This window comes from Microbacterium sp. C5A9 (assembly GCF_022627955.1).
In the GTDB taxonomy this organism is placed as follows: domain Bacteria; phylum Actinomycetota; class Actinomycetes; order Actinomycetales; family Microbacteriaceae; genus Microbacterium.
The window spans coordinates 193100-213024 of the sequence record NZ_JABXGD010000002.1; the positions used below are offsets into that span (position 1 = coordinate 193100).

20 protein-coding genes are annotated in these 19925 nt (G+C 68.2%); 16 read left to right on the forward strand and 4 right to left on the reverse strand.

The window, feature by feature from the left end; translation table 11 throughout:
* Positions 1-141 precede the first annotated feature (141 nt).
* From HWD99_RS04055 to HWD99_RS04070, 4 genes are all read left to right on the forward strand, one after another.
* Complete coding sequence (locus HWD99_RS04055) at positions 142-1521, forward strand: inorganic phosphate transporter (protein WP_241794965.1); 1380 nt, start codon at positions 142-144, stop codon at positions 1519-1521.
* On the forward strand, positions 1518-1853 hold the full coding sequence (locus HWD99_RS04060; protein WP_241794966.1) for a peptidase: 336 nt from the start codon (positions 1518-1520) through the stop codon (positions 1851-1853). The genes HWD99_RS04055 and HWD99_RS04060 overlap by 4 nt, the downstream gene beginning before the upstream one ends.
* Before the next feature lie 44 nt (positions 1854-1897).
* A complete protein-coding gene (locus HWD99_RS04065; protein WP_241794967.1) occupies positions 1898-2812 on the forward strand; it encodes a metallophosphoesterase in 915 nt (304 codons plus the stop codon).
* A 93-nt stretch (positions 2813-2905) separates the two neighbouring features.
* On the forward strand, positions 2906-4366 hold the full coding sequence (locus HWD99_RS04070; RefSeq protein WP_241794968.1) for an aspartate ammonia-lyase: 1461 nt from the start codon (positions 2906-2908) through the stop codon (positions 4364-4366).
* A 63-nt stretch (positions 4367-4429) separates the two neighbouring features.
* Here the strand turns inward: HWD99_RS04070 and HWD99_RS04075 are convergent, their stop codons facing one another.
* Positions 4430-5299 carry a fumarylacetoacetate hydrolase family protein gene (locus HWD99_RS04075; protein WP_241794969.1) on the reverse strand — a complete coding sequence of 290 codons (870 nt, stop codon included), beginning with the start codon at positions 5297-5299 and terminating at the stop codon, positions 4430-4432.
* Between the two features lie 89 nt (positions 5300-5388).
* Between HWD99_RS04075 and HWD99_RS04080 the strand changes: the two genes are divergently transcribed.
* The 6 genes from HWD99_RS04080 to HWD99_RS04105 all read left to right on the forward strand — a co-directional run bounded on the left by HWD99_RS04080 (position 5389) and on the right by HWD99_RS04105 (position 9799).
* A complete protein-coding gene (locus HWD99_RS04080) occupies positions 5389-6672 on the forward strand; it encodes a PrsW family intramembrane metalloprotease (RefSeq protein ID WP_241794970.1) in 1284 nt (427 codons plus the stop codon).
* A 242-nt stretch (positions 6673-6914) separates the two neighbouring features.
* Positions 6915-7283 (forward strand): FKBP-type peptidyl-prolyl cis-trans isomerase, encoded by a 369-nt coding sequence (locus HWD99_RS04085; RefSeq protein ID WP_241794971.1) that lies wholly within the window; start codon positions 6915-6917, stop codon positions 7281-7283.
* Between the two features lie 178 nt (positions 7284-7461).
* Positions 7462-8016, forward strand: a complete 555-nt coding sequence (locus tag HWD99_RS04090) for a YceI family protein (RefSeq protein ID WP_241794972.1) — start codon at positions 7462-7464, stop codon at positions 8014-8016.
* A 174-nt stretch (positions 8017-8190) separates the two neighbouring features.
* On the forward strand, positions 8191-8460 hold the full coding sequence (gene rpsO, locus HWD99_RS04095) for a 30S ribosomal protein S15 (protein ID WP_241794973.1): 270 nt from the start codon (positions 8191-8193) through the stop codon (positions 8458-8460).
* 156 nt (positions 8461-8616) lie between these two features.
* Complete coding sequence (locus HWD99_RS04100) at positions 8617-9477, forward strand: hypothetical protein (RefSeq protein WP_241794974.1); 861 nt, start codon at positions 8617-8619, stop codon at positions 9475-9477.
* On the forward strand, positions 9470-9799 hold the full coding sequence (locus tag HWD99_RS04105; RefSeq protein ID WP_241794975.1) for a transcriptional regulator: 330 nt from the start codon (positions 9470-9472) through the stop codon (positions 9797-9799). The genes HWD99_RS04100 and HWD99_RS04105 overlap by 8 nt, the downstream gene beginning before the upstream one ends.
* A 6-nt stretch (positions 9800-9805) precedes the next feature.
* Here HWD99_RS04105 and HWD99_RS04110 read toward each other — a convergent pair whose 3' ends face one another.
* Complete coding sequence (locus HWD99_RS04110) at positions 9806-10810, reverse strand: isopenicillin N synthase family oxygenase (RefSeq protein ID WP_241794976.1); 1005 nt, start codon at positions 10808-10810, stop codon at positions 9806-9808.
* Between the two features lie 160 nt (positions 10811-10970).
* On the opposite strand from HWD99_RS04110, the gene efeU reads away from it, so the two are divergent.
* Genes efeU through efeB form a run of 3 tightly spaced genes read left to right on the forward strand, consistent with a single transcriptional unit; the run spans position 10971 to position 14476 of the window.
* The gene (gene efeU, locus HWD99_RS04115) at positions 10971-11921 is read left to right on the forward strand and encodes an iron uptake transporter permease EfeU (RefSeq protein WP_241794977.1); all 951 of its coding nucleotides are present in this window, start codon (positions 10971-10973) and stop codon (positions 11919-11921) included.
* A complete protein-coding gene (gene efeO / locus HWD99_RS04120) occupies positions 11918-13150 on the forward strand; it encodes an iron uptake system protein EfeO (protein ID WP_241794978.1) in 1233 nt (410 codons plus the stop codon). Before efeU ends, efeO begins: the two co-directional genes overlap by 4 nt.
* A 21-nt stretch (positions 13151-13171) precedes the next feature.
* Positions 13172-14476 carry an iron uptake transporter deferrochelatase/peroxidase subunit gene (efeB, locus tag HWD99_RS04125; RefSeq protein ID WP_241794979.1) on the forward strand — a complete coding sequence of 435 codons (1305 nt, stop codon included), beginning with the start codon at positions 13172-13174 and terminating at the stop codon, positions 14474-14476.
* 15 nt (positions 14477-14491) lie between these two features.
* Here the strand turns inward: efeB and HWD99_RS04130 are convergent, their stop codons facing one another.
* Together HWD99_RS04130 and HWD99_RS04135 are read right to left on the reverse strand one after the other, a co-directional pair.
* Positions 14492-15355, reverse strand: a complete 864-nt coding sequence (locus HWD99_RS04130) for a serine hydrolase (protein ID WP_241794980.1) — start codon at positions 15353-15355, stop codon at positions 14492-14494.
* Complete coding sequence (locus tag HWD99_RS04135) at positions 15352-16509, reverse strand: acyltransferase family protein (protein ID WP_241794981.1); 1158 nt, start codon at positions 16507-16509, stop codon at positions 15352-15354. Before HWD99_RS04135 ends, HWD99_RS04130 begins: the two co-directional genes overlap by 4 nt.
* Positions 16510-16622: 113 nt before the next feature.
* On the opposite strand from HWD99_RS04135, the gene HWD99_RS04140 reads away from it, so the two are divergent.
* The 3 genes from HWD99_RS04140 to HWD99_RS04150 all read left to right on the forward strand — a co-directional run bounded on the left by HWD99_RS04140 (position 16623) and on the right by HWD99_RS04150 (position 19925).
* Positions 16623-17846 carry an LLM class flavin-dependent oxidoreductase gene (locus HWD99_RS04140; protein ID WP_241794982.1) on the forward strand — a complete coding sequence of 408 codons (1224 nt, stop codon included), beginning with the start codon at positions 16623-16625 and terminating at the stop codon, positions 17844-17846.
* 1 nt (position 17847) lies between these two features.
* Positions 17848-18492, forward strand: a complete 645-nt coding sequence (locus HWD99_RS04145) for an FMN reductase (protein WP_241794983.1) — start codon at positions 17848-17850, stop codon at positions 18490-18492.
* 80 nt (positions 18493-18572) lie between these two features.
* Positions 18573-19925 (forward strand): FAD-binding oxidoreductase, encoded by a 1353-nt coding sequence (locus HWD99_RS04150; RefSeq protein WP_241794984.1) that lies wholly within the window; start codon positions 18573-18575, stop codon positions 19923-19925.

A 19925-nucleotide genomic window follows, 5' to 3' on the forward strand; every position in this document is an offset into this window, starting at 1 on the left:
CGAGGTCGAGTTGACCGGCACCCGGCCGGGTGGGAGGATTTACCGGGGCCGGTTAACGGAAGTCAAACCCACGGTGAACTCTTCGTTCGTCACGTCGATCCCGTCGACACCTTCCTTTTCCTCAACGACCGAAAGCGAACGGTGGAAACCGCAGCCCTCATCGTCGTGCTGGTTATTCTCCTGGCACTCTTCTTCGATTTCACCAACGGGTTCCATGACACGGCGAACGCGATGGCCACTCCCATCGCCACCGGCGCGCTCAAGCCCAAGACGGCGGTTCTGCTCGCAGCCGTCCTGAACCTCGTCGGGGCGTTCCTCTCGACCGAGGTGTCCAAGACCGTCTCGCACGGCATCATCCGCGAGGACACGATCCAAGGCGATGCGTTCCTGCCGATGATCTTCGCCGGGCTCATCGGCGCGATCACCTGGAACATGCTGACCTGGCTGCTCGGTCTGCCCTCGAGCTCGTCCCACGCCCTGTTCGGCGGACTCATCGGCGCGACGCTGGTCGGCGTCGGAGTCGCCGGCATCGATTTCGGCATGGTGCTCTCGAAGATCATCCTGCCCGCGCTCATCGCCCCGCTGACCGCCGGCATCATCGCCTTCGCCGCCACCAAGCTCGCCTATTCGATCACCAGGCGATACGACGGCAAGCCCGACGGTCGCGACGGGTTCCGCTGGGGACAGATCTTCACGTCGTCGCTCGTGGCGCTCGCGCACGGAACGAACGACGCGCAGAAGACGATGGGCGTCATCACGCTCGCGCTCATCACCGTGGGGTGGCAGAACAGCGAGCAGGCCGATCCTTATCTCTGGGTGATCATCGCGTGTGCGGTCACGATCGCACTCGGCACGTATCTCGGCGGATGGCGCATCATCCGCACGCTGGGCAAGGGTCTGACCGAGGTCAAGCCCGCACAGGGCTTCTCCGCCGAGAGCTCGACGGCCGCGACCATCCTCGCCTCGAGCGCCTTCGGCTTCGCGCTGTCGACGACGCAGGTGGCCTCCGGCTCGGTGATCGGTTCCGGTCTCGGGCGTCGGGGATCGACGGTCCGCTGGCGGACAGCCGGGCGCATCGCGATCGGCTGGCTCCTGACGCTGCCCGCGGCCGGCGCCGTCGGCGCGTTCGCGGCGCTGCTCATCACGTGGCTCGGACTCTGGGGCATCGCGATCGACGCGGTCCTCGCGCTCGCGGTGATCATCGGGCTCTTCCTGCGCTCGCGCAAGGATGCGGTGACCTCCGCCAACGCGATGAGCGATGTCGCGGAATCGGGTCTGGCGATCGACCTGCCCGACAGCCCGCCGCCCACGCGTCGTCAGCAGCGGGTCGCGCAGGCCAAGGCCGAGGCCAAGGCGCGTGCGGCCGCTCGTGAAGAGGCGAAGGCGCGCACCAGGGCAGAGGCCGAGGCGAAGTCCGCTGCGAAGAGCGGCAAGGGCACCAAGAAGCAGTCGGGCGACGGTTCGGCCGGCTCCACCGCGCCTGCGGATTCCGACACGACGAGCAGCGAGGGTTCCAAGTGAGCGTCGACATCGACTGGGGCGCGTTCGTCCAGGTCTTCATCGCTGCCCTGCTCGGCGCATGCGCGGTAGTGACCTTCTATGCGTTCGGCCTGCGGCTCCTGGTGCGCAGCGGCCATGCGCCGGTCGTGAGCCCCGCGGAGTTCACGGATGCGATCACCGTGATCACCGAGAAGGAGCTCAAGCGCGCGGCCAAGCAGGCCGCGAAAGCCGCGCGGAAGAGTCCTCTCACCGACGCGCAGAAGCGGCTCGCTCTGTTCGGCGCCTACGGCTGCTTCGCGCTGTGCGCGGTGGCGGTCGTCATCGGCATCCTGATCATCGTGGTCGGTCACTGAGCCGGGGCTGCACGGGGTCGCGCATCGCGCTCTAGGCTGGAGCCATGCCAGCCACCCCCGGCAGTTCTCCCGTCTTCGGCCGTCACGAGTCGCCGTCCCATGTCATCATCCACGTCAGCGATCCGCACTACCTCGCCGGCGGAGCGAAGCTCGGCGGTCGCTACGACGTCGAATCCACCTTCGCCCGCACGCTCGAGGCCATCACCTCGGTGCACCCGGATCCTGACGCGATCGTCGTCACCGGCGACCTCGCCGACCTGGGGGAGCCCGACGCCTACCGACGCCTTCGTTCGGCTGTCGAACCGGTCGTCGAGGCGCTCGGCACGACCATCGTGTGGGTGGCGGGCAATCATGACGAGCGGCCAGCGCTGCGACAGGAGCTCCTCGATCAGGCGCCGACTCACGAACCCGTGACCGGTGTGTGGGATCTCGCTGGCTTGCGCCTGATCGCCCTCGACACGAGCGTGCCGGGGTGGCATCACGGAGACCTCGACCACGACCAGCTCGGGTGGCTCGCGGAGGTGCTCAGCCAGCCCGCTCCGCACGGCACCCTGCTCGCGATGCACCACCCACCCGTCCCCAGCCATGTGCCGCTGTTCGACATCCTCGAGCTGCAGCACCAGGACGAGCTCGCCGCCGTGATCCGCGGCACGGACGTCCGCGGCATCCTCGCCGGGCATCTGCACTACTCCGCGCACGGCATGTTCGCGGGCATCCCCGTGAGTGTGGCATCCGCGACCTGCTACACGATGAACGTCGCACGTCCGGCGGCGGACGTGAACGGCATGGACGCGGCTCAGGCGTTCCAGCTCGTGCACGTCCGACCGGACACGATCACGCACACGGTGGTGCCGGTGGTCGACGCGCCCACCGGCGATCATTTCTCGCAGGAATGGATCGACCGGATGGCCGCGCTGAGTCCCGAGCAGCGGCTCGAGGCGTTCTCGCGCAAACGGTGACGCGCGGTCGTATCCCCGGCGGTGCATGCGCCCGGGCGTAGACTGTTGGCATCCCCCGCAGTCCACACTCGCCACTACCCACAAGGATGTGACATGGCTTCTGCCGCGCCCGCTCCCACCCGCACCGAGACCGATTCTCTCGGGAGTATGGAGATCCCCGCCGACGCGTACTGGGGTATCCACACCGCCCGCGCCGACGCGAACTTCCCCATCACGAAGCGTCCGATCTCCGTCTATCCGGATCTCGTCATCGCGCTCGCGATGGTCAAGCAGGCGAGCGCCAGAGCGAACCGCGAGATCGGCGTGCTCGACCCCGCGCGGGCCGATCTCATCGATCGTGCCGCGCAGCGCGTGATCGACGGCGAGTTCCACGACCAGTTCACGGTCGGCGTCATCCAGGGCGGCGCGGGTACCTCGACGAACATGAACGCGAACGAGGTCATCACCAACATCGCGCTCGAGATGGCCGGGCGGGAGAAGGGCGACTACGCCTACCTGTCGCCGATCGATCACACGAACCGCAGCCAGTCGACCAACGACGTCTACCCGACCGCGGTGAAGATCGGTCTCTCGCTCACTCTCCGCTCCCTGCTCGAGGAGCTCGACCTTCTGCGGATCTCCTTCCTGCACAAGTCGCACGAGTTCCACGACGTGCTCAAGGTCGGCCGCACCCAGCTGCAGGACGCCGTGCCGATGACCCTCGGTCAGGAGTTCCACGGCTTCGCGACGACTCTCGGATACGACCACACCCGCCTCACCGAGAACGCGTCCCTGATGTTCGAGATCAACATGGGCGCGACCGCGATCGGTACGGGCATCACGACCCACATCGACTACGCTCCCGCCGTGCTCAAGCACCTCCGGGAGATCACACAGCTCGACCTGGTCACCGCCGGCGACCTCGTCGAGGCGACCAGCGACACCGGGTCCTTCATGTCGTTCTCCTCGACGCTCAAGCGCAACGCGATGAAGCTGTCGAAGATCTGCAACGACCTCCGTCTGCTGTCGTCGGGGCCGCAGGCAGGCTTCGGCGAGATCAACCTCCCGGCCATGCAGGCGGGCTCCAGCATCATGCCCGGCAAGGTCAACCCTGTCATCCCCGAGGTCGTGAACCAGGTCGCCTTCGCGGTCGCAGGTGCGGACATGACCGTGACGATGGCGGCCGAGGCGGGGCAGCTGCAGCTGAACGCCTTCGAGCCGGTCATCGCGCACTCGATCTTCCAGTCGATCACGTGGATGCGTCAGGCCATGTGGACCCTGCGCGTCAACTGCGTCGACGGGATCACGGCGAACCGCGACCGTCTGGGCGCGATGGTCGGCGCCTCGGTCGGAGTCATCACCGCTCTGACGCCGTTCATCGGCTACGCGGCGGCGGCCGCACTGGCGAAGACCGCTCTCCTGACCAACCGGAACGTCGCAGACCTCGTCGTCGAGGCCGGCCTGATGTCGCGCGACGAGGTCAGCAAGCAGCTCTCGCCCGCCCGCCTGTCGGGACTCGAAGCCGTCACGGCGGCGATTCCGGTGATCGCCTCGGAGGATCTCATCGAGATCTGATCGGAACACCACGACGGCCCCGGCGATCTTCGCCGGGGCCGTCGTCGTCGATGAGGGTGCGGGTCAGTCGAGCACCCGGCAGTGGGTGGTGAGCTCTCCGATGCCGTCGATCCCCACGGTGACTGTGGAATGGTCGCGGAGGAAGATCTGCGGGTCGCGGGAGTACCCGGCGCCTCCGGGGCTGCCCGTCGAGATCAGCGTTCCCGGAAGCAGCGTGAGCGACTGGGAGAGGTGGGCGATCAGTGTCGCGACCGATCGCACCATCTGGCCCGTGCTGGCGTCCTGCACGGTCTGCCCGTCGACGACGGCCCAGATGTGCAGATCCTGCGGGTCGACGATCTCATCGGCGGTGACGGCGAAAGGTCCCGTCGGGCTGAATCCGTCGAACGATTTGCATCGCGACCACTGAGCCTCGGAGAACTGCACGTTGCGAGCGGTGATGTCGTTGACGACGGTATAGCCCCAGACATGCGACAGGGCGTCGTCTTCGGTGACGTCCTTCGCGGGCGCGCCGATCAGCACGCCCAGTTCGGCTTCGTAGTCGACGGCCTCGCTGAGCGACCGCGGCCACGACGTGGTCTGCTCGTGCCCGGTGAGCGAGTTCGGCCAGAGCGTGAACACCGTCGGGGCCGTGTCGGTCTTCAGGCCCAGCTCGCTGGAGTGCGCCGCGTAGTTGAGGCCGACGGCCAGCACGGCCGGGGGAGCGATGACCGCCGAGGCGAAGGTCCAGCCGTCGAGCGGGTGCCGCGGCGCGGCTCCCTCCGACAGTGCCGAGCGCAGGGCGTCGAGCATCGGCTCGCCGCCCTCGATCAGCTGCTGGAGAGTCGCAGGTGGGTCGGAGAGGAGATCGGAGACGAGGATGGCGTCGGCGCCCTCCACCACTGCGAGATTCGCAACGGTGGAGTCGGCACGACGCAGATGAGCGAACCGCATGCTCCTACGCTATCCGGTGCCGCGAGGTTATGGCGGGAGGAAGCGGCCTGACCTCTGCGATCGGGCGTCTAGCCAATATGCTCGTTCCTATGAGTTCCGGAGGTCCGTCCCAGCCGTCGCCGTACACGCCCCCGCCCGCTCAACAGCCGCCGCAGTACTCGGCCGAGCAGTACGCCCGCTCGAGCTACACGCCGTCCCAGTACTCCTCGCACCCCGGATACGCGTCGATGCTCGCGCAGCCGACGGCGTACTCGCCGCCCGCCCCCGTGGCACCCGCACCGTCTCCGGGACTTCCCGCCCTGCCCGCCGGTCACCGCGGCGGCCGTGTCACCCTGTACGTGCTCTTCGCCGTCCTCGGGCTGCTGATGCTCGGACTGATCGCGTACTTCGGTCTGTTCCTCGGCACCTTCGCCTCCGTCGTCGGTCTGGTCCTGGCACTGGTGCCGCTCGCGATCGTGTTCCTCGTCGTCCGCATGATCGACAGGTGGGAGCCGGAGCCCAAGTCGCTCGTGTTCTTCGCGGTCGCCTGGGGGGCGATCGCCGCCGTCGGTCTCACGCTCCTCGTCGATCTCGGTCTCACGCTCGTGCTCGGCTACCGGGGCGAGGTGGCGAGCGCCGTCATCCAGGCTCCCATCGTGGAGGAGCTCTGGAAGGGCGTCGGCGTCTTCATCGTCTTCCTGATCGCCCGCCGGTCGTTCAACGGTCCGGTCGACGGCGTCGTCTACGGCGCGCTGGTGGGGGCGGGCTTCGCGTTCACCGAGAACATCCAGTACTTCGCGATCAGCCTGATCGAGGGCGGCAGCGGGCAGCTCACCGTCACCTTCATCCTCCGAGCCATCATGTCGCCGTTCGCCCATGCGATGTTCACCTCGCTCACGGGTCTCGCGATCGGGCTCGCAGCGCGGCGTCATGCATCGACCGGTCGTGTTCTGGGAGCGGGGCTGGTCGGCCTGCTCGGCGCGATCGTCCTGCACGCGCTCTGGAACGGATCGTCGTTCGCCAACTTCTTCCTGCTGTACTTCGTGCTGCAGGTCCCGCTGTTCGTCGGCTTCATCCTCGGCATCGTCGCGCTGCGGCGCGAGGAGGCTCGACTGACGCGGGCCCGGCTCGGGGAGTACGCGGCCGCGGGCTGGTTCACTCCCGAAGAGGTCGTCATGCTCGCGACACCGTCCGGTCGCAAGACGGGGCTCCGCTGGGCGTCGCAGCTGCGTGGCGACCGTCGACCGCTCATGCGCGAGTTCATCAAGGATGCGACGATGCTCGCGTCCGTCCGCCAGCGTGCCGTCACGGGGCGAGACCCGATGGCTCCCGCCGATGAGCAGGCGCTGCTGGCGCGTACGCGCGCGACGAGGGCAGCGCTGCTCGCTTACTGACCCCGGAAGCGGGGCCACCGACGGGGGACAGACCCACCCGAAGACAGACTCAGCGCCCGGTGCTGCGGCGATGCCTGCATGTCTACCGGGCGCTGAGTTGGTCTAAGAACAGGGTGCACCTGGCTCTTCCCTCTGTCAAGACTTTCTCGCGACGGGCGCTGCCCGCAGACGGGGTGACGTGTTCGCTGTGAGCAGGCGTGCCCGCGTTGACCGAGGTACCGGGCTCCGGTTGGATGGAAGACATGACTGATCGCACAAAGCCTGAGTTCGACGCCCCCGCCGGCCCCGCTCCCGCGGAGCTCGTGATCCGCGACATCATCGAGGGAGACGGCACCGAGGCGAAGCCCGGCGACACCGTGACCGTGCACTACGCCGGTGTCGAGTTCGAGTCCGGCGAGGAGTTCGACTCCTCGTGGGGGCGCGGCGAGACCATCCAGTTCCCGCTCCGCGGCCTGATCCAGGGGTGGCAGGACGGCATCCCCGGCATGAAGGTCGGCGGACGCCGTGAGCTCGTCATCCCGCCGCACCTCGCCTACGGCCCCGTCGGTGGCGGCCACTTCCTCTCCGGAAAGACCCTGATCTTCATCATCGACCTCGTCGCGGTCGGCTGAGCGGATCCACCGGGAAGGCGCCGAGCCGATGAGGCTCGGCGCCTTCGTCGTCCCCGGGGAAGAAAAGAGGCGCTCAGGGGAATATATGCGTGTGCATGTAAGTTGTTCCGTGTGACGCCGTGAACACGGCCCCTCATCCGTCGCCGCACATGCGGCTGATCTCTCCAGAGGAGAAACAATGACCAGCATCGACATTCCCGGCTACCGCGCAGGCACCTGGGTTCTCGACCCCTCCCACAGCGAGGTCACGTTCAGCGTGCGCCACATGATGATCTCGAAGGTGCGCGGCACCTTCGGTGTCAAGAGCGCCACGCTGATCGCCCCGGAGAACCCGCTCGAGGCTCGCGTCGAGGCGAGCGTCGACGTCACGTCCATCGACACGAAGGACGAGGGGCGCGATCAGCACCTGCGGTCGGGTGACTTCTTCGACACCGAGAACTTCCCGACCATGGAGTTCGTGTCGACCGGCGCCCGTGCCGAGAACGGCGAACTCTTCGTCGATGGCGACCTGACCATCCGCGGCATCACCAAGCCTGTCAGCTTCGAGCTCGACTTCGGCGGTTTCGGGTCCGACCCGTGGGGCAACTACAAGGCCGGCGCGTCGGCGAAGACCGTCATCAACCGTGAGGACTTCGGTCTGACGTGGAACGCCGCGCTCGAGACCGGCGGCGTGCTCGTCGGCAAGGACGTCACCATCAGCCTCGACCTGCAGGGCGCTCTGCAGCAGGACTGATCGGCTCCGCTTCTCGAGAACCCCGGGCCCTCACGGGCTCGGGGTTCTCTGTGTCACCCGAGCCCGTGAGTGCCTGGTAGACTCGTCAGGTTGCCGTTTGATCGGCCGCGGATAAAGAGAGCCCTCGCATCAGGCGTCGGGCGCCGCGCAACAAGCAGAGAGGGGATCGAATCTATGGCACTGGAAGCAGACGTCAAGAAGGCGATCATCGAAGAGTACGCGACGCACCCCGGTGACACCGGATCCCCCGAGGTGCAGGCCGCGATGCTGACGCAGCGCATCAAGGACCTCACCGAGCACCTGAAGCAGCACAAGCACGACCACCACTCGCGTCGTGGGCTGTTCCTGCTCGTGGGTCAGCGCCGTCGTCTGCTCGGCTACCTCCAGAGCGTCGACATCGAGCGTTACCGCTCGCTGATCGCACGCCTGGGTCTCCGCCGATAACGCAGAGCGCCCCAGCGTACAATCGCGCAAAACATTCTTGAGAAGGCCGTCCCAGGTGTGGGGCGGCCTTCATCATGTCCGGGGGTTGATCTTCTGCTCGCTTTCCATTAGGAAAGTAATGAGCTTTCCTAAAGGAAAGTGATCGGAGGTCAGACGATGGAGCAGAAGCCGGTCCACGGACAGGAGGCGCTCGCGCCGCCGAGCGCTGACATCGCCCAGCGCTATCTCGACGAGGCGGATGCCGTGGTGAGTCGCCGCGGTCATGTCGTCGACCGACGGGCGCTGGCGAGGCTGCACATCGCGAATGCCGTGATCACCGCCGCATACCTCGTCGCGATGGTTGCGGCCCTGCGCGGCGACGGCGCGGGGACGAGTCAGGTCATCCTCTTCAGCTTCCTCCTGTGGGGGCAGCTGGCGAGCGGCATGGCTCAGCGCAACGGGATGCAGTGGCGCCTGACGGCGTCCCGATGGCCGCTGCTGCTCGCCGGCGGCGTGCTGACGGTCACGGCGATCGTCGTGTTCGGCTTCGTGGTCTGGGATCCGGAATTCCCGGCGGCCGGCATGTGGCTCCCGGGCGCGCTCGTGCTCATCGGGTTCGGCGGCTACGGAGTGGTGCAGCTCGCTCGGGCATCCGGAGGCACACGCCCTCCACGACCGCATCCCGTTCCGCTTCCGCGCGGCGCGCGCTGGGGGACCGTCCTCGTCGGTGTCGCCGTCGGCGTGCTGACCGCGCTCGGTGCCGCACCGGACGGCGTGCTCACCAGCGTCCTGGCCCTGCTCGTCGTGTTGATGCTGGTCGCGTGGATCGCGGCCGCGCGCACGGAGATGGGCCTTCCCACGGTCGGCGCGTCATGGCGCTGGCCTCACGTCACCGCCTTCGCCGCATCGGCCTGCGCGCTATCGCTGGTCGTGCTGCTCGACGAGGTTCCGGTCGTCGTCGGCGCGCTCAGCGGTCTGGGGATCGTCGCTCTGCTCACCGCGGTCTCGTTCGTCCCCGGACGTGATCTGCGTGACTGACACTCCGTCCGTTCCGCACCCGCGCACGCGGCTCGACGACAACTTCGCATCGCCGATCCGGTTCTCCGTCCTGGCATCGCTCGGCGAGGGGATCGAGCTGGACTTCGCGACTCTGCGCGAGATCCTCCAGTGCGGTGACTCGCCGCTGAGCAAGGCCATCGCGCATCTCCAGGCCGCAGGCTACGTCGTCGCACGGAAAGGCAGCCTCGGGAGTCGCCCGCGCACGTGGGTCCACTCGACCGCGGCCGGTCGCGCGGCCTTCGCCGGCCACCTCCAGGCGCTGCGCGAGATCGTCGCGCTCGGAGGCGGCCCGGCGTTGTGACTCGAGTCAGGCGGTCGCGCCGACCAGGTCCGGGTGGTGGATCGCAGCCACATCGGGGTGGGCCCGAAGGCGCGACTTCATCGCGTTCTCGCCGTAGGTCGCGTGGATGGGGTTGCTCGGGTCCTCGGTGATGCCGGTCGCCTCGGCTGCCAGGTCCGCAGGAAGCTCGAGCAGAGGAAGCTGCTGGTCGAGCGCCGGGTTGAAGAAGAACGGGATCGAGATGCGCTCGTCCGGTGCCTGGGGGGAGATCACCCGGTGATTGGTGGCCTTGAGGTAGCCGCCGGTCGCGTACTCCAGCAGCTCGCCGATGTTGACCACGAAGGCTCCGGGGACGGGCGGAGCCGACACCCACTCGCCGTTGCGCTCCACCTGCAGGCCGCCCTTGCCCGGCTCGACCCAGAGAAGGGTCAGCACGCCCGAGTCCTTGTGCGCGCCGACACCCTGCTGGGGCTCCGGCTCGTGGGTGCCCGGGTAGCGGACGATCTTGATCAGGGTCGACGGATCGCGGAAAGGCTCGTCGAAGTACGACTCCTGTGCGCCGAGCGTGAGCGCCCACGCGCGCAGGAGTTTGCGTGCGATCTCGGTCAGGGTGTCATGCCACTCGGTGACGACGGCCTTGAGCTCGGGCTGCGCGGCGGGCCAGAGGTTGGGGCCGACGAGTCGGTTGAATGCGGGGCCGCCGTCGATCGGCTCGCGCTCGGGGCCGATGTCGATCTGCTCGCGCCAGTCGACCTTGCCCTGTGTCCGCTCGCCTCCGATGCGGGTGTAACCGCGGAAGTGCGGGCTGTTGACGTTCTCGATCGCCAGCTTGTCCTCCTCGGGGAGGGCGAAGAAGTCCAGCGCCGCGCGGTGCAGGCGGGCTTCGAGCTCGGGGGAGATGCCGGTGCCGGTCAGGTAGAAGAAGCCGACGTCGTGCGTGGCTGCCCGCAGTTCGTCGCGGAACCGCGCGGCGGCCTCGGGGCCGGCGTCGAGCTGGGACAGGTCGAGGATGGGGAGCGAGAGATCAGCCATTCACCGAGCGTAGATCGACTCCGGCGCCGCGTGGCCGAGTGTTGCGTCGGATTACCGCTGCCGCTTCCGCTGCGCGTATTCCGGAACGTCGTCGATCTGGTGGTAATCTCTCGGAGGTAAGGAATGCCTTACCTCAGTCGCACTCAGAGAGTTTCGGTCCGTGCTCGCCACTTTCCTCATCGGTCTCCGCGAAGGCCTCGAAGCCGCGCTCGTCGTCGGCATCCTCGTGGCATATCTGCGACGACTGGGGCGGCGTGATGCGCTGCCCCGGCTCTGGACGGGCGTCGCCCTCGCCGTCGTGCTCGCGCTCGGCATCGGCGCGGTCCTCACCTTCGGCGCCTATTCGCTCACGTTCGAGGCGCAGGAGCTGATCGGCGGTCTGCTGTCGCTGCTGGCCGTCGGCATGGTCACGTGGATGATCTTCTGGATGCAGAAGGCCGGACGCACGATGAAGGCGACCCTCGAAGGGGGTCTCGATCGGGCGCTCACCGACGGCGGCATCTGGGCGCTGATCGCGATCGGTTTCGTCTCCGTGGCCCGCGAGGGCATCGAGACGACGCTCCTGCTCTGGTCGATGGTGCAGTCGTTCGGGGACGCCCCCTCGGCTCTGCTCGGGGCGGTTCTCGGTCTTCTCGCGGCCGTCGTCATCGGATGGCTGCTCGCCCGCGGGGCGGTGCGGCTGGACCTCCGTCGCTTCTTCGCCTGGACGAGCGGCTTCCTCGTGATCGTCGCCGCCGGAGTGCTCGCCTACGCGATCATGGACCTCCAGGAGGCCGGAGCGCTTCCCGGACCGTTCACGACCGCCGCCCCCCTCGACGCCGCCACGGGCGCGGTGGCGCTGGGCTGGGCCGCGTTCCCCTTCGGCTGGGCCTTCGACGTGACGAGCGCCATCGCCCCCGACGGGGCTCTCGCGACGATCCTTCAGGCGACGCTCGGCTTCATGCCGCGCATGACCTGGCTGCAGGTGACGGCGTGGACGCTGTACCTGGTCGTCGTCGGGTTCTTCTTCGTCCGGGGGCTCCGTGCCCGTCGGACCCCCACATCGCCGAAGCCGGCCTCGTCAGGGCAGAGCCCGTCGGCATCCGCACTCACCCAGCAAGGAGCAGCATGAACACCTCTCGCCGAATCCTCGGTGTCGTCGCAGCCACGGGGGCAGCCGCGCTCGTCCTGAGCGGCTGCGTCGCCAAGAGCGACGTCGCCGCCGGCGCCGCGTTCGACGTCTCGTCGACCGACTCCGCATGCGACGTCTCGGGTGCCACCGCGAAGAGCGGGACCCTCACGTTCGACGTCGTGAACGACAGCGGCCAGACCTCGGAGTTCTATCTGCTCGCCGAAGACGGACTCCGCATCGTCGGCGAGGTCGAGAACATCGCCCCGTCGGCCTCGCGCACTCTCACCGTGGTCGCCCAGCCCGGCACCTATTACACGCTGTGCAAGCCGGGGATGATCGGCGAGGGCGTCGGAAAGTCGGAGTTCACGGTCACCGGAGACAGGGTCGCCGTCGCGGGGGAGGACGCCGAGCAGAAGCAGCAGGCCGTCGACCTGTACGCCGCATTCGTGAAAGATCAGGTCGGCCAGCTGGTCCCCTCGGTCGAGGACTTCGTCGCCGCGTATGAGGCGGGCGACGATGAGGCCGCCCGCGCGCTCTTCCCGCAGACGCGCGCCTTCTACGAGCGCATCGAGCCGGTTGCCGAGGCCCTCGGCACGCTCGACCCGCGCATCGACTACCGCGAGGTCGACGCCGTGGCCGAGGAGCTCGACTGGACGGGCTTCCACCGCATCGAGAAGGACCTGTGGGTTCCGGCGCAGGACGCGCTGAACGCCGACGGCGAGACTCCGGCGTGGCAGGACTGGGCGCCGTCGACCGCCGACGAGCGCGTCGGCTACGGCGACCAGCTTCTCGCCGACGTGCAGGAGCTCTACGACTACGTCCACTCGGACGACTTCACGACCGCACTCGACGATCAGGGGATCGCAGGCATCTCCAACGGCGCGATCGCGCTGCTCGATGAGGTGGCGACCGGCAAGATCTCGGGCGAGGAGGACTGGTGGTCCGGGACCGATCTCTACGATTTCGCGGCGAATGTCGAAGGATCCAAGATGGCGTTCTCGCTGGTGCAGGACTTCGCCTCCGCCCAGGGCGATGAGGGTGAGGCTCTCGTCACCGAGATCGAGGGCGGCTACACCGCGCTCGAGGCGTCGCTGGCTGCGCACGGATCGCTCAGCGCCGGGTTCGTCGGCTACTCCGACCTCACGGATGCCGACAAGCGCGAGTTCACCGACCTGATCAACGCGCTCGCCGAACCGCTCTCGCAGCTCACCGGCACGGTTCTCGACTGACCGGAACGGGACGATCACGCAGTGGACGAAAGCTCGACCAGCGCTGACGCCGGCTCCTCCGAGGAGTCGGCGTCAGCCGCACCGTCCGGACTCAGCCGACGCGGCCTGCTCGGACTTGCTCTCGGCGGGGGTGTCGCCTCGCTCGCCGTCGGCGTCGGTGCAGGCATCACCGGGGGAGTCGCGATAGGGCGGGCCAGGGCCGAGGCGGATGCGCACACCGCCTACGACTTCTTCGGCGCTCACCAGGCAGGCATCACGACCCCTGTTCAGGAGCACCTGCACTTCGCCTCGTTCGACATGATGCCTCGCACCGATCGCGACGATCTCGTGACGCTGCTTCAGGATTGGGCGTACGCCGCCTCGCGCATGGTGCAGGGGCTCGAGGTGAGTGCGACAGGAGCCGTCGGCGGTGATCCGGAGGTGCCGCCGGATGACACGGGGGAGGCCTTCGGACTGCCGGCATCGGGACTCACGATCACCTTCGGGTTCGGTCCCGGTCTGTTCGAGAACGACGAGGGCGATCGCTACGGAATCGCCGCGCTCCGTCCGGCCGGACTCGAGCGGCTGCCGCCCTTCCTCGGCGACGACCTGGTGCCGGAGGCCTCGCACGGGGACCTGTGCATCCAAGCCTGCGCGGACGATCCTCAGGTGGCGGTGCACGCGATCCGCAATCTGAGCCGGATCGCGTTCGGCCGTGCCAAGCTCCGCTGGTCGCAGCTGGGCTTCGGCAAGACCTCGCGCACCACCTCGGCCCAGGCGACCCCGCGGAACCTGTTCGGCTTCAAGGACGGCACGGCGAACATCCTCGCCGATGACGTCGCCGCACTCGACGAGCATGTGTGGGTGGCGGCATCCGACGAGCCGGACTGGATGGCGGGTGGCTCGTACCTCGTCGCGCGCAAGATCGCGATGCTGATCGAGACGTGGGATCGTGTCCGGCTCTCGGAGCAGGACACCATCATCGGGCGCGACAAGGGTGAAGGGGCCCCGCTGTCCGGGGGCGATGAGTTCACCGCGCCGGACTTCGCATCGTCGCGCATCGACCCCGACTCGCATGTGCGGCTCGCTCACCCGGATCAGAACGACGGCATCCGCATCCTCCGCCGCGGCTTCAACTACGTCAACGGCAACAATGAGCTCGGCCGTCTCGATGCCGGCCTCTTCTTCCTGTCGTATCAGCGCGATCCGGCGCAATTCATCGCCCTGCAGCGTCGGCTGGCCACCGACCGGATGAACGAGTACATCCGCCACGTCGGCTCGGGCATCTGGGCGATCCCGCCGGGTGCGGCGCCGGGGTCGTACGTCGGAGCCGCGCTCTTCGCCTGATCTCGTGCGGAGTCGTCAGCGGGTGAGGCACTCGACGACGTAGGCCGCCATCGCGTCAGCGCCGAAGTGGTCGTCGGCGCTGATGGTCACGACGCCGTCACCCGCGAACACGATGAGCTGACCGTAGGCCCCGTGTAGGCGCCAGCCGTCTCCGGGTCCGCCCCACCCCGCGAGCGCGTAGCGATCGTATCCGGGACTGGAGCCCGCGACGACCCACGCGGAGTGCATCGCGTCGATCACCGCGGCGGACACGAGGCGCTCGCCGTGCCATTCGCCGCGGTCGCGGATCAGGCGTCCCAGCCGGGACATCTCCTCGGTGCGCAACGAGACACCCGCGCCGGCGATGACGCGTCCGCGCGGGCTCCGCTCCCAACTGATCCCGTCGAGGCCCAGCGGTGTGAACAGACGGGGAGCGAGGTAGTCGGCGACATCGCCCACCCGCGCGGCGAGTGCTGCCATGGCGGTGTACGTGCTGGCGTTCGAGTATTGGAAGACGCGACCCCGCGAGGGGCGGCTGAGGAACTCCTCCGCGAGATCGGGCCACTCGGTCATCATCGTCTCCGAGTAGGGGAGATCGACGCCGCTCGACATCGTCAGCAGGTGTCGCAATGTGACCCGGTCCACATCGGCGCCGGGGCGCGGGATCGGAAGCAGATCCACGACGCGGTCGTCGAGCGACACGACACCCTCGTCCGCGGCGATCCCGGCGGCGAGCACGCACAGCGCCTTCGCGACGGAGTGGATCTCCTCGCGATCGTCGGGTGCCCACCGGTGCTCGGCGATCTCATCGCCGATCAGCACATGCAGGCCGTGGGCGCCGAAGCCCGTCTCCTCCGTCCGCTGCACGATCAGATCGCGGACCTCTGCGGCCGGAGTCACCGGGTCGACCCCTCTGCGGTGCTCTGGCGCGGACGACGCGATCCGGTCGGATCGCTCCGGTGCCCTTCACGGCTCGCGAGTGCGGGATCGACGAACAGCCAGCGGGGCCGGGGTTCGACGAGCGGTCGCAGAAGCCTGCGCACCGGCTTCGTCGCGAGTGCGAGCGCGAGGAGCACCGACAGTGCGGTCACGAGCGGAAGCCAGATCCAGGTCGGGTCCAGGTCGCGCAGCGCGCCCGACTCCCGGAACGGATAGAGCACGAACGAATGCAGCAGGAAGACGTACATCGTGTACTGGCCGAAGGTCGTCCACCAGTGCGTGCCCCGCGGCACCAGCACGAAGAATGCCGCGCTGAGGATCACCGCGAGCACCATCAGGGTGATGCGGACGCCTCCGGCCCACCACTGTCCTCCGCCGAGGTCGACGTAGGCGTCCTCATAGAAGAGCCAATGGCGCAGGTCGAGCTGTTCCCACACATCGACCCAGCGCCACGACGCGAACCCCGCGACCGCCAGCACGAGCGCCGCGAGGGTCCTGACCCACCAGGGGCGGAAGTCGAGGAGTCGGAACCGCGAGACGATGTCGTGCTCGCGGAGCCACCATCCGAGGGTGAAGAACGGGAGGAGCCCCAGCGTGCGCGACAGGGAGAACGTGCTGTCGACGTTCGGCAGGTAGCCGACTCCGATCGAGATGATGACGGTCCAGAGCAGGGGCCAGCGCAACAGCGCGAGGTAGGGCAGTACGAGACGGAAGATGCCGAGCGCGAGCAGGAACCACAGCGTCCACGACGGCTTCGTGAAGTTGGGGTCGGTCTGACCCTCGACGAGCCACTTCGTGACGGTCCACAGCGTCTCGAAGATGACGTACGGCAGCAGGATGTCCGTGATGACGCGTGCCATCTGCACCCGCGTCGGGGATCCTGACTTCGAGAAGTATCCGGAGATGATCGCGAACGCGGGCATGTGGAACGCGTAGAGCGCCAGGTAGGCGGCGAGCGCGATGTCCGAGTCGTACGTGAGGCGCTGGATGGCGTGGCCGAGCACCACGAGGACGATGCAGGCGAACCGGGCGTTGTCCCAGAACGGGACCCGCCGACGAGGCTTCGGGATGGAGCCGGAAGGAGGGCTCGTCGGTGCGGCGCCGGCGCTGTTCATGTTCCGAGGCTACCGCCGGGAATAAAGTTGGTCTGACCGCGTTGACTCAGATACATTCAAATGAATAGAACCGGATGGATGACACCCGATTCGGAGAAGACGGAGCAATCATCATGAGCGAGCAGTCAGGCGTCCCGGTGCAGTTCGGCATCATGTCGGTCAGCGACATCACGCGCGATCCGACCACGGGAGTGACTCCGAGCGAGCAGGAACGCATCAAGGCGACGATGGCGATCGCCACGCACAGCGAAGAGGTCGGTCTCGACGTCTTCGCGATCGGCGAGCACCACAACCCGCCGTTCTGGTCCTCGAGCCCGACGACCTTCCTGGCTGCGCTCGCCGCTCAGACCGACCGTCTGATCCTCTCCACGTCGACGACGCTCATCACGACCAACGACCCGGTGCGCATCGCCGAGGACTACGCGATGCTGCAGCACATCTCCGATGGCCGCATGGACCTCATGCTCGGCCGCGGCAACACGGGGCCCGTGTATCCGTGGTTCGGCAAGGACATCCGTCAGGGTCTGCCGCTCGCGATCGAGAACTATGCTCTGCTGCACAAGCTGTGGCGGGAGGACGTGGTCGACTGGGAGGGCAAGTTCCGCACGCCGCTCCAGGGCTTCACCTCGACTCCGCGCCCGCTCGACGGCATCGCGCCGTTCGTCTGGCACGGCTCCATCCGCACGCCGGAGATCGCCGAGCAGGCGGCCTACTACGGTGACGGGTTCTTCGCCAACAACATCTTCTGGCCCAAGGAGCACTACCAGCGGCTGATCGAGCTGTACCGTCAGCGCTACGCGCACTACGGTCACGGCACGCCCGAGCAGGCGATCGTCGGCCTCGGCGGACAGGTGTTCATGGCGGCGAAGTCGCAGGACGCCGTGAACCAGTTTCGGCCGTACTTCGACAACGCCCCGGTCTACGGGCACGGTCCGAGCATGGAGGACTTCACCGAGATGACCCCGCTCACGGTCGGCTCGCCTCAGCAGGTCATCGACCGGTACGCCGCGATGCGCGAGCACTACGGGGACTACCAGCGTCAGCTGTTCCTGATCGATCATGCCGGGCTGCCGCTGAAGACGGTGCTCGAGCAGCTCGACATCCTGGGCTCCGAGGTCGTGCCGGTGCTCCGCAAGGAGCTGGCGAAGGACCGCCCGGCATCGGTCCCCGACGCGCCGACGCACGCCGCGCGTGTGCGGGCCGAGTTCGGCGACGGCCCCACGCGTCAGGCTCGTCCCGGCGCGAACCGCGGCGACAACCTGACAGGAGACTCTCCGTATCAGGACACCCCGGCTCCTGCCGGGGCCGCCTTCGGACTCAGCCGCAAGGAGGCCTGAGATGGCCACTCGTCGGATCGCCGTGGTCTCCGCGGGGCTCTCGAACCCCTCGTCGACGCGGATGCTCGCGGATCGTCTCGCGGCCGAGACCGTGAAGGCGCTCGCCGCGCACGACATCGACGCCACCGTCGACGTGATCGAGCTGCGCGACTACGCGCATGACATCACGAACAATCTGCTGACGGGGTTCGCCCCGCCCGCTCTGGAGACTGCAATCAACACCGTGGTGTCGGCGGACGCCCTGATCGCTGTCACGCCGATCTTCTCCACGAGCTACAACGGTCTGTTCAAGTCGTTCATCGACGTGCTCGATCCCGACGCGCTCACCGGCAAGCCGGTGCTCATCGGCGCCAACGCCGGCACGGCGCGGCACTCGCTCGCGATCGACTACGCGATCCGTCCGCTGTTCGCCTACCTGCACGCCGAGGCGGTCTCGACCGGTGTGTTCGCGGCATCCAGCGATTGGGGTGGGGCCGGAGACGACGTCGCGCCGCTCGCGAAGCGGGTCGAGAGGGGCGCCCGCGAACTGGCCGAGGCCATCGCGCGGCGCGAGACGACCGCGATCGCCGACCCGTACGATCCGGCCACCTACCTGGGCGAGGGGCGGTCGTTCGGTCACATGCTCGGCGGCCTCGCCGGGGAATGACCGTTCCGCGCCCCTGACCGGGACGCATGCAGGGCCATGAGGCCGTAGACGATGTCCGACGGGCGTCGTACGGTGACCTCATGGCCCTTCGCTCTGCGCTCGAATCCGCGCGGGATGCCCTGAGCGGCACCCTCATCCTCCCCGGTGACGACACCTTCGACAGGGCGCGCCGCCCGTGGAACCTGGCGATCGACCAGCATCCGGCGGCCGTGGCCGCTCCGGCCGATCTGCGTGACCTGCGCACTCTTCTCGAGGCGGCGCGCGACGCGGGTGCGACGCTCGCCGTGCAGCCCACCGGTCATGGCGCCGACGGGGACCTGGCCGACGCCGTCATCGTCCGCATGGCGGCGTTCGACGAGATGTCCGTCGACCTCGGTTCCGGTGTGGTGCGCGTCGGCAGCGGAGTCCGCTGGGGCGCCGTCGTCGAGGCACTCGAGGGCACCGGCTGGGTCGCTCCGGCCGGCACGAGCCCGGCCGTCGCCGTCGCGGGCTACACCCTGGGCGGCGGTCATTCCTGGTTCAGTCGCACGGCGGGGCTCGGGTCCGACAACCTCAGGGCCGCGTGGGTGCTGCGGAGCGACGGGACCCACGAGCGGGTCGACGACGAGAGCGACCCGGATCTGATGTGGGCGCTGCGCGGCGCAGGCGGCATCGTCGGAATCGTGACAGACCTCGAGATCGATCTGGTTCCCGCGCCCACTCTGTGGGGCACCGAGCTCACCTTCGACGCCGCGGACGCCGGTTCGGTGATGCGGGCGGTCCGAGACATTTCCGCAGCGGCCCCGGCATCGCTCAACCTGTTCGTGAATTCGATGCGTATGCCCGATTCTCCTCAGCTTCCCGACGAGATCCGTGGACGCAGCTTCCTCACCGTGCAGGCACTGTCCACGGTCGGAGCCGCCGACGAACTGATCGAGCGCGTCAGGCGAGCGGGCACTGTCCATCGTGAGGTATCGGGCGCCACGTCGCCGAAGACCGTCGCGGCGTCGAGCGGTGAACCCACCGAACCGACGCCGGGCAGGGGCGTGTCTGCCGCGCTCTCATCGCTCGACGATGCGACGATCGACGACCTGTTCCGCTTCCGCGAGCTGCCGGAGCAGTGGCCGATCATGGGCATCGACATCCGGATGCTCGGGGGCGCGCTGGACGAACCTCGACGTGCGGGGTTCGCGACGCTTCAGAACGTCGACTGGCTGCTCCACGCGCTGGTGCCCGTCTTCCCCGGGGTGCCGAGCGAACCGGGCGAGGCCAGTATGGCGGGCTTCCGCGGGGTTCTGGATCACGCGATCGCCCCGCACACGGTCCCGACCTTCCTGGGGCCCGGCGAGACTCTCGAGCGCTGCGGCGATCCGGCGGCGCTCGATCGATTGCGCTCCATGAGGACTGCCGCCGACCCGGAATCGCTGATCCACGCGGGGCGGCTGCCGCGCTGA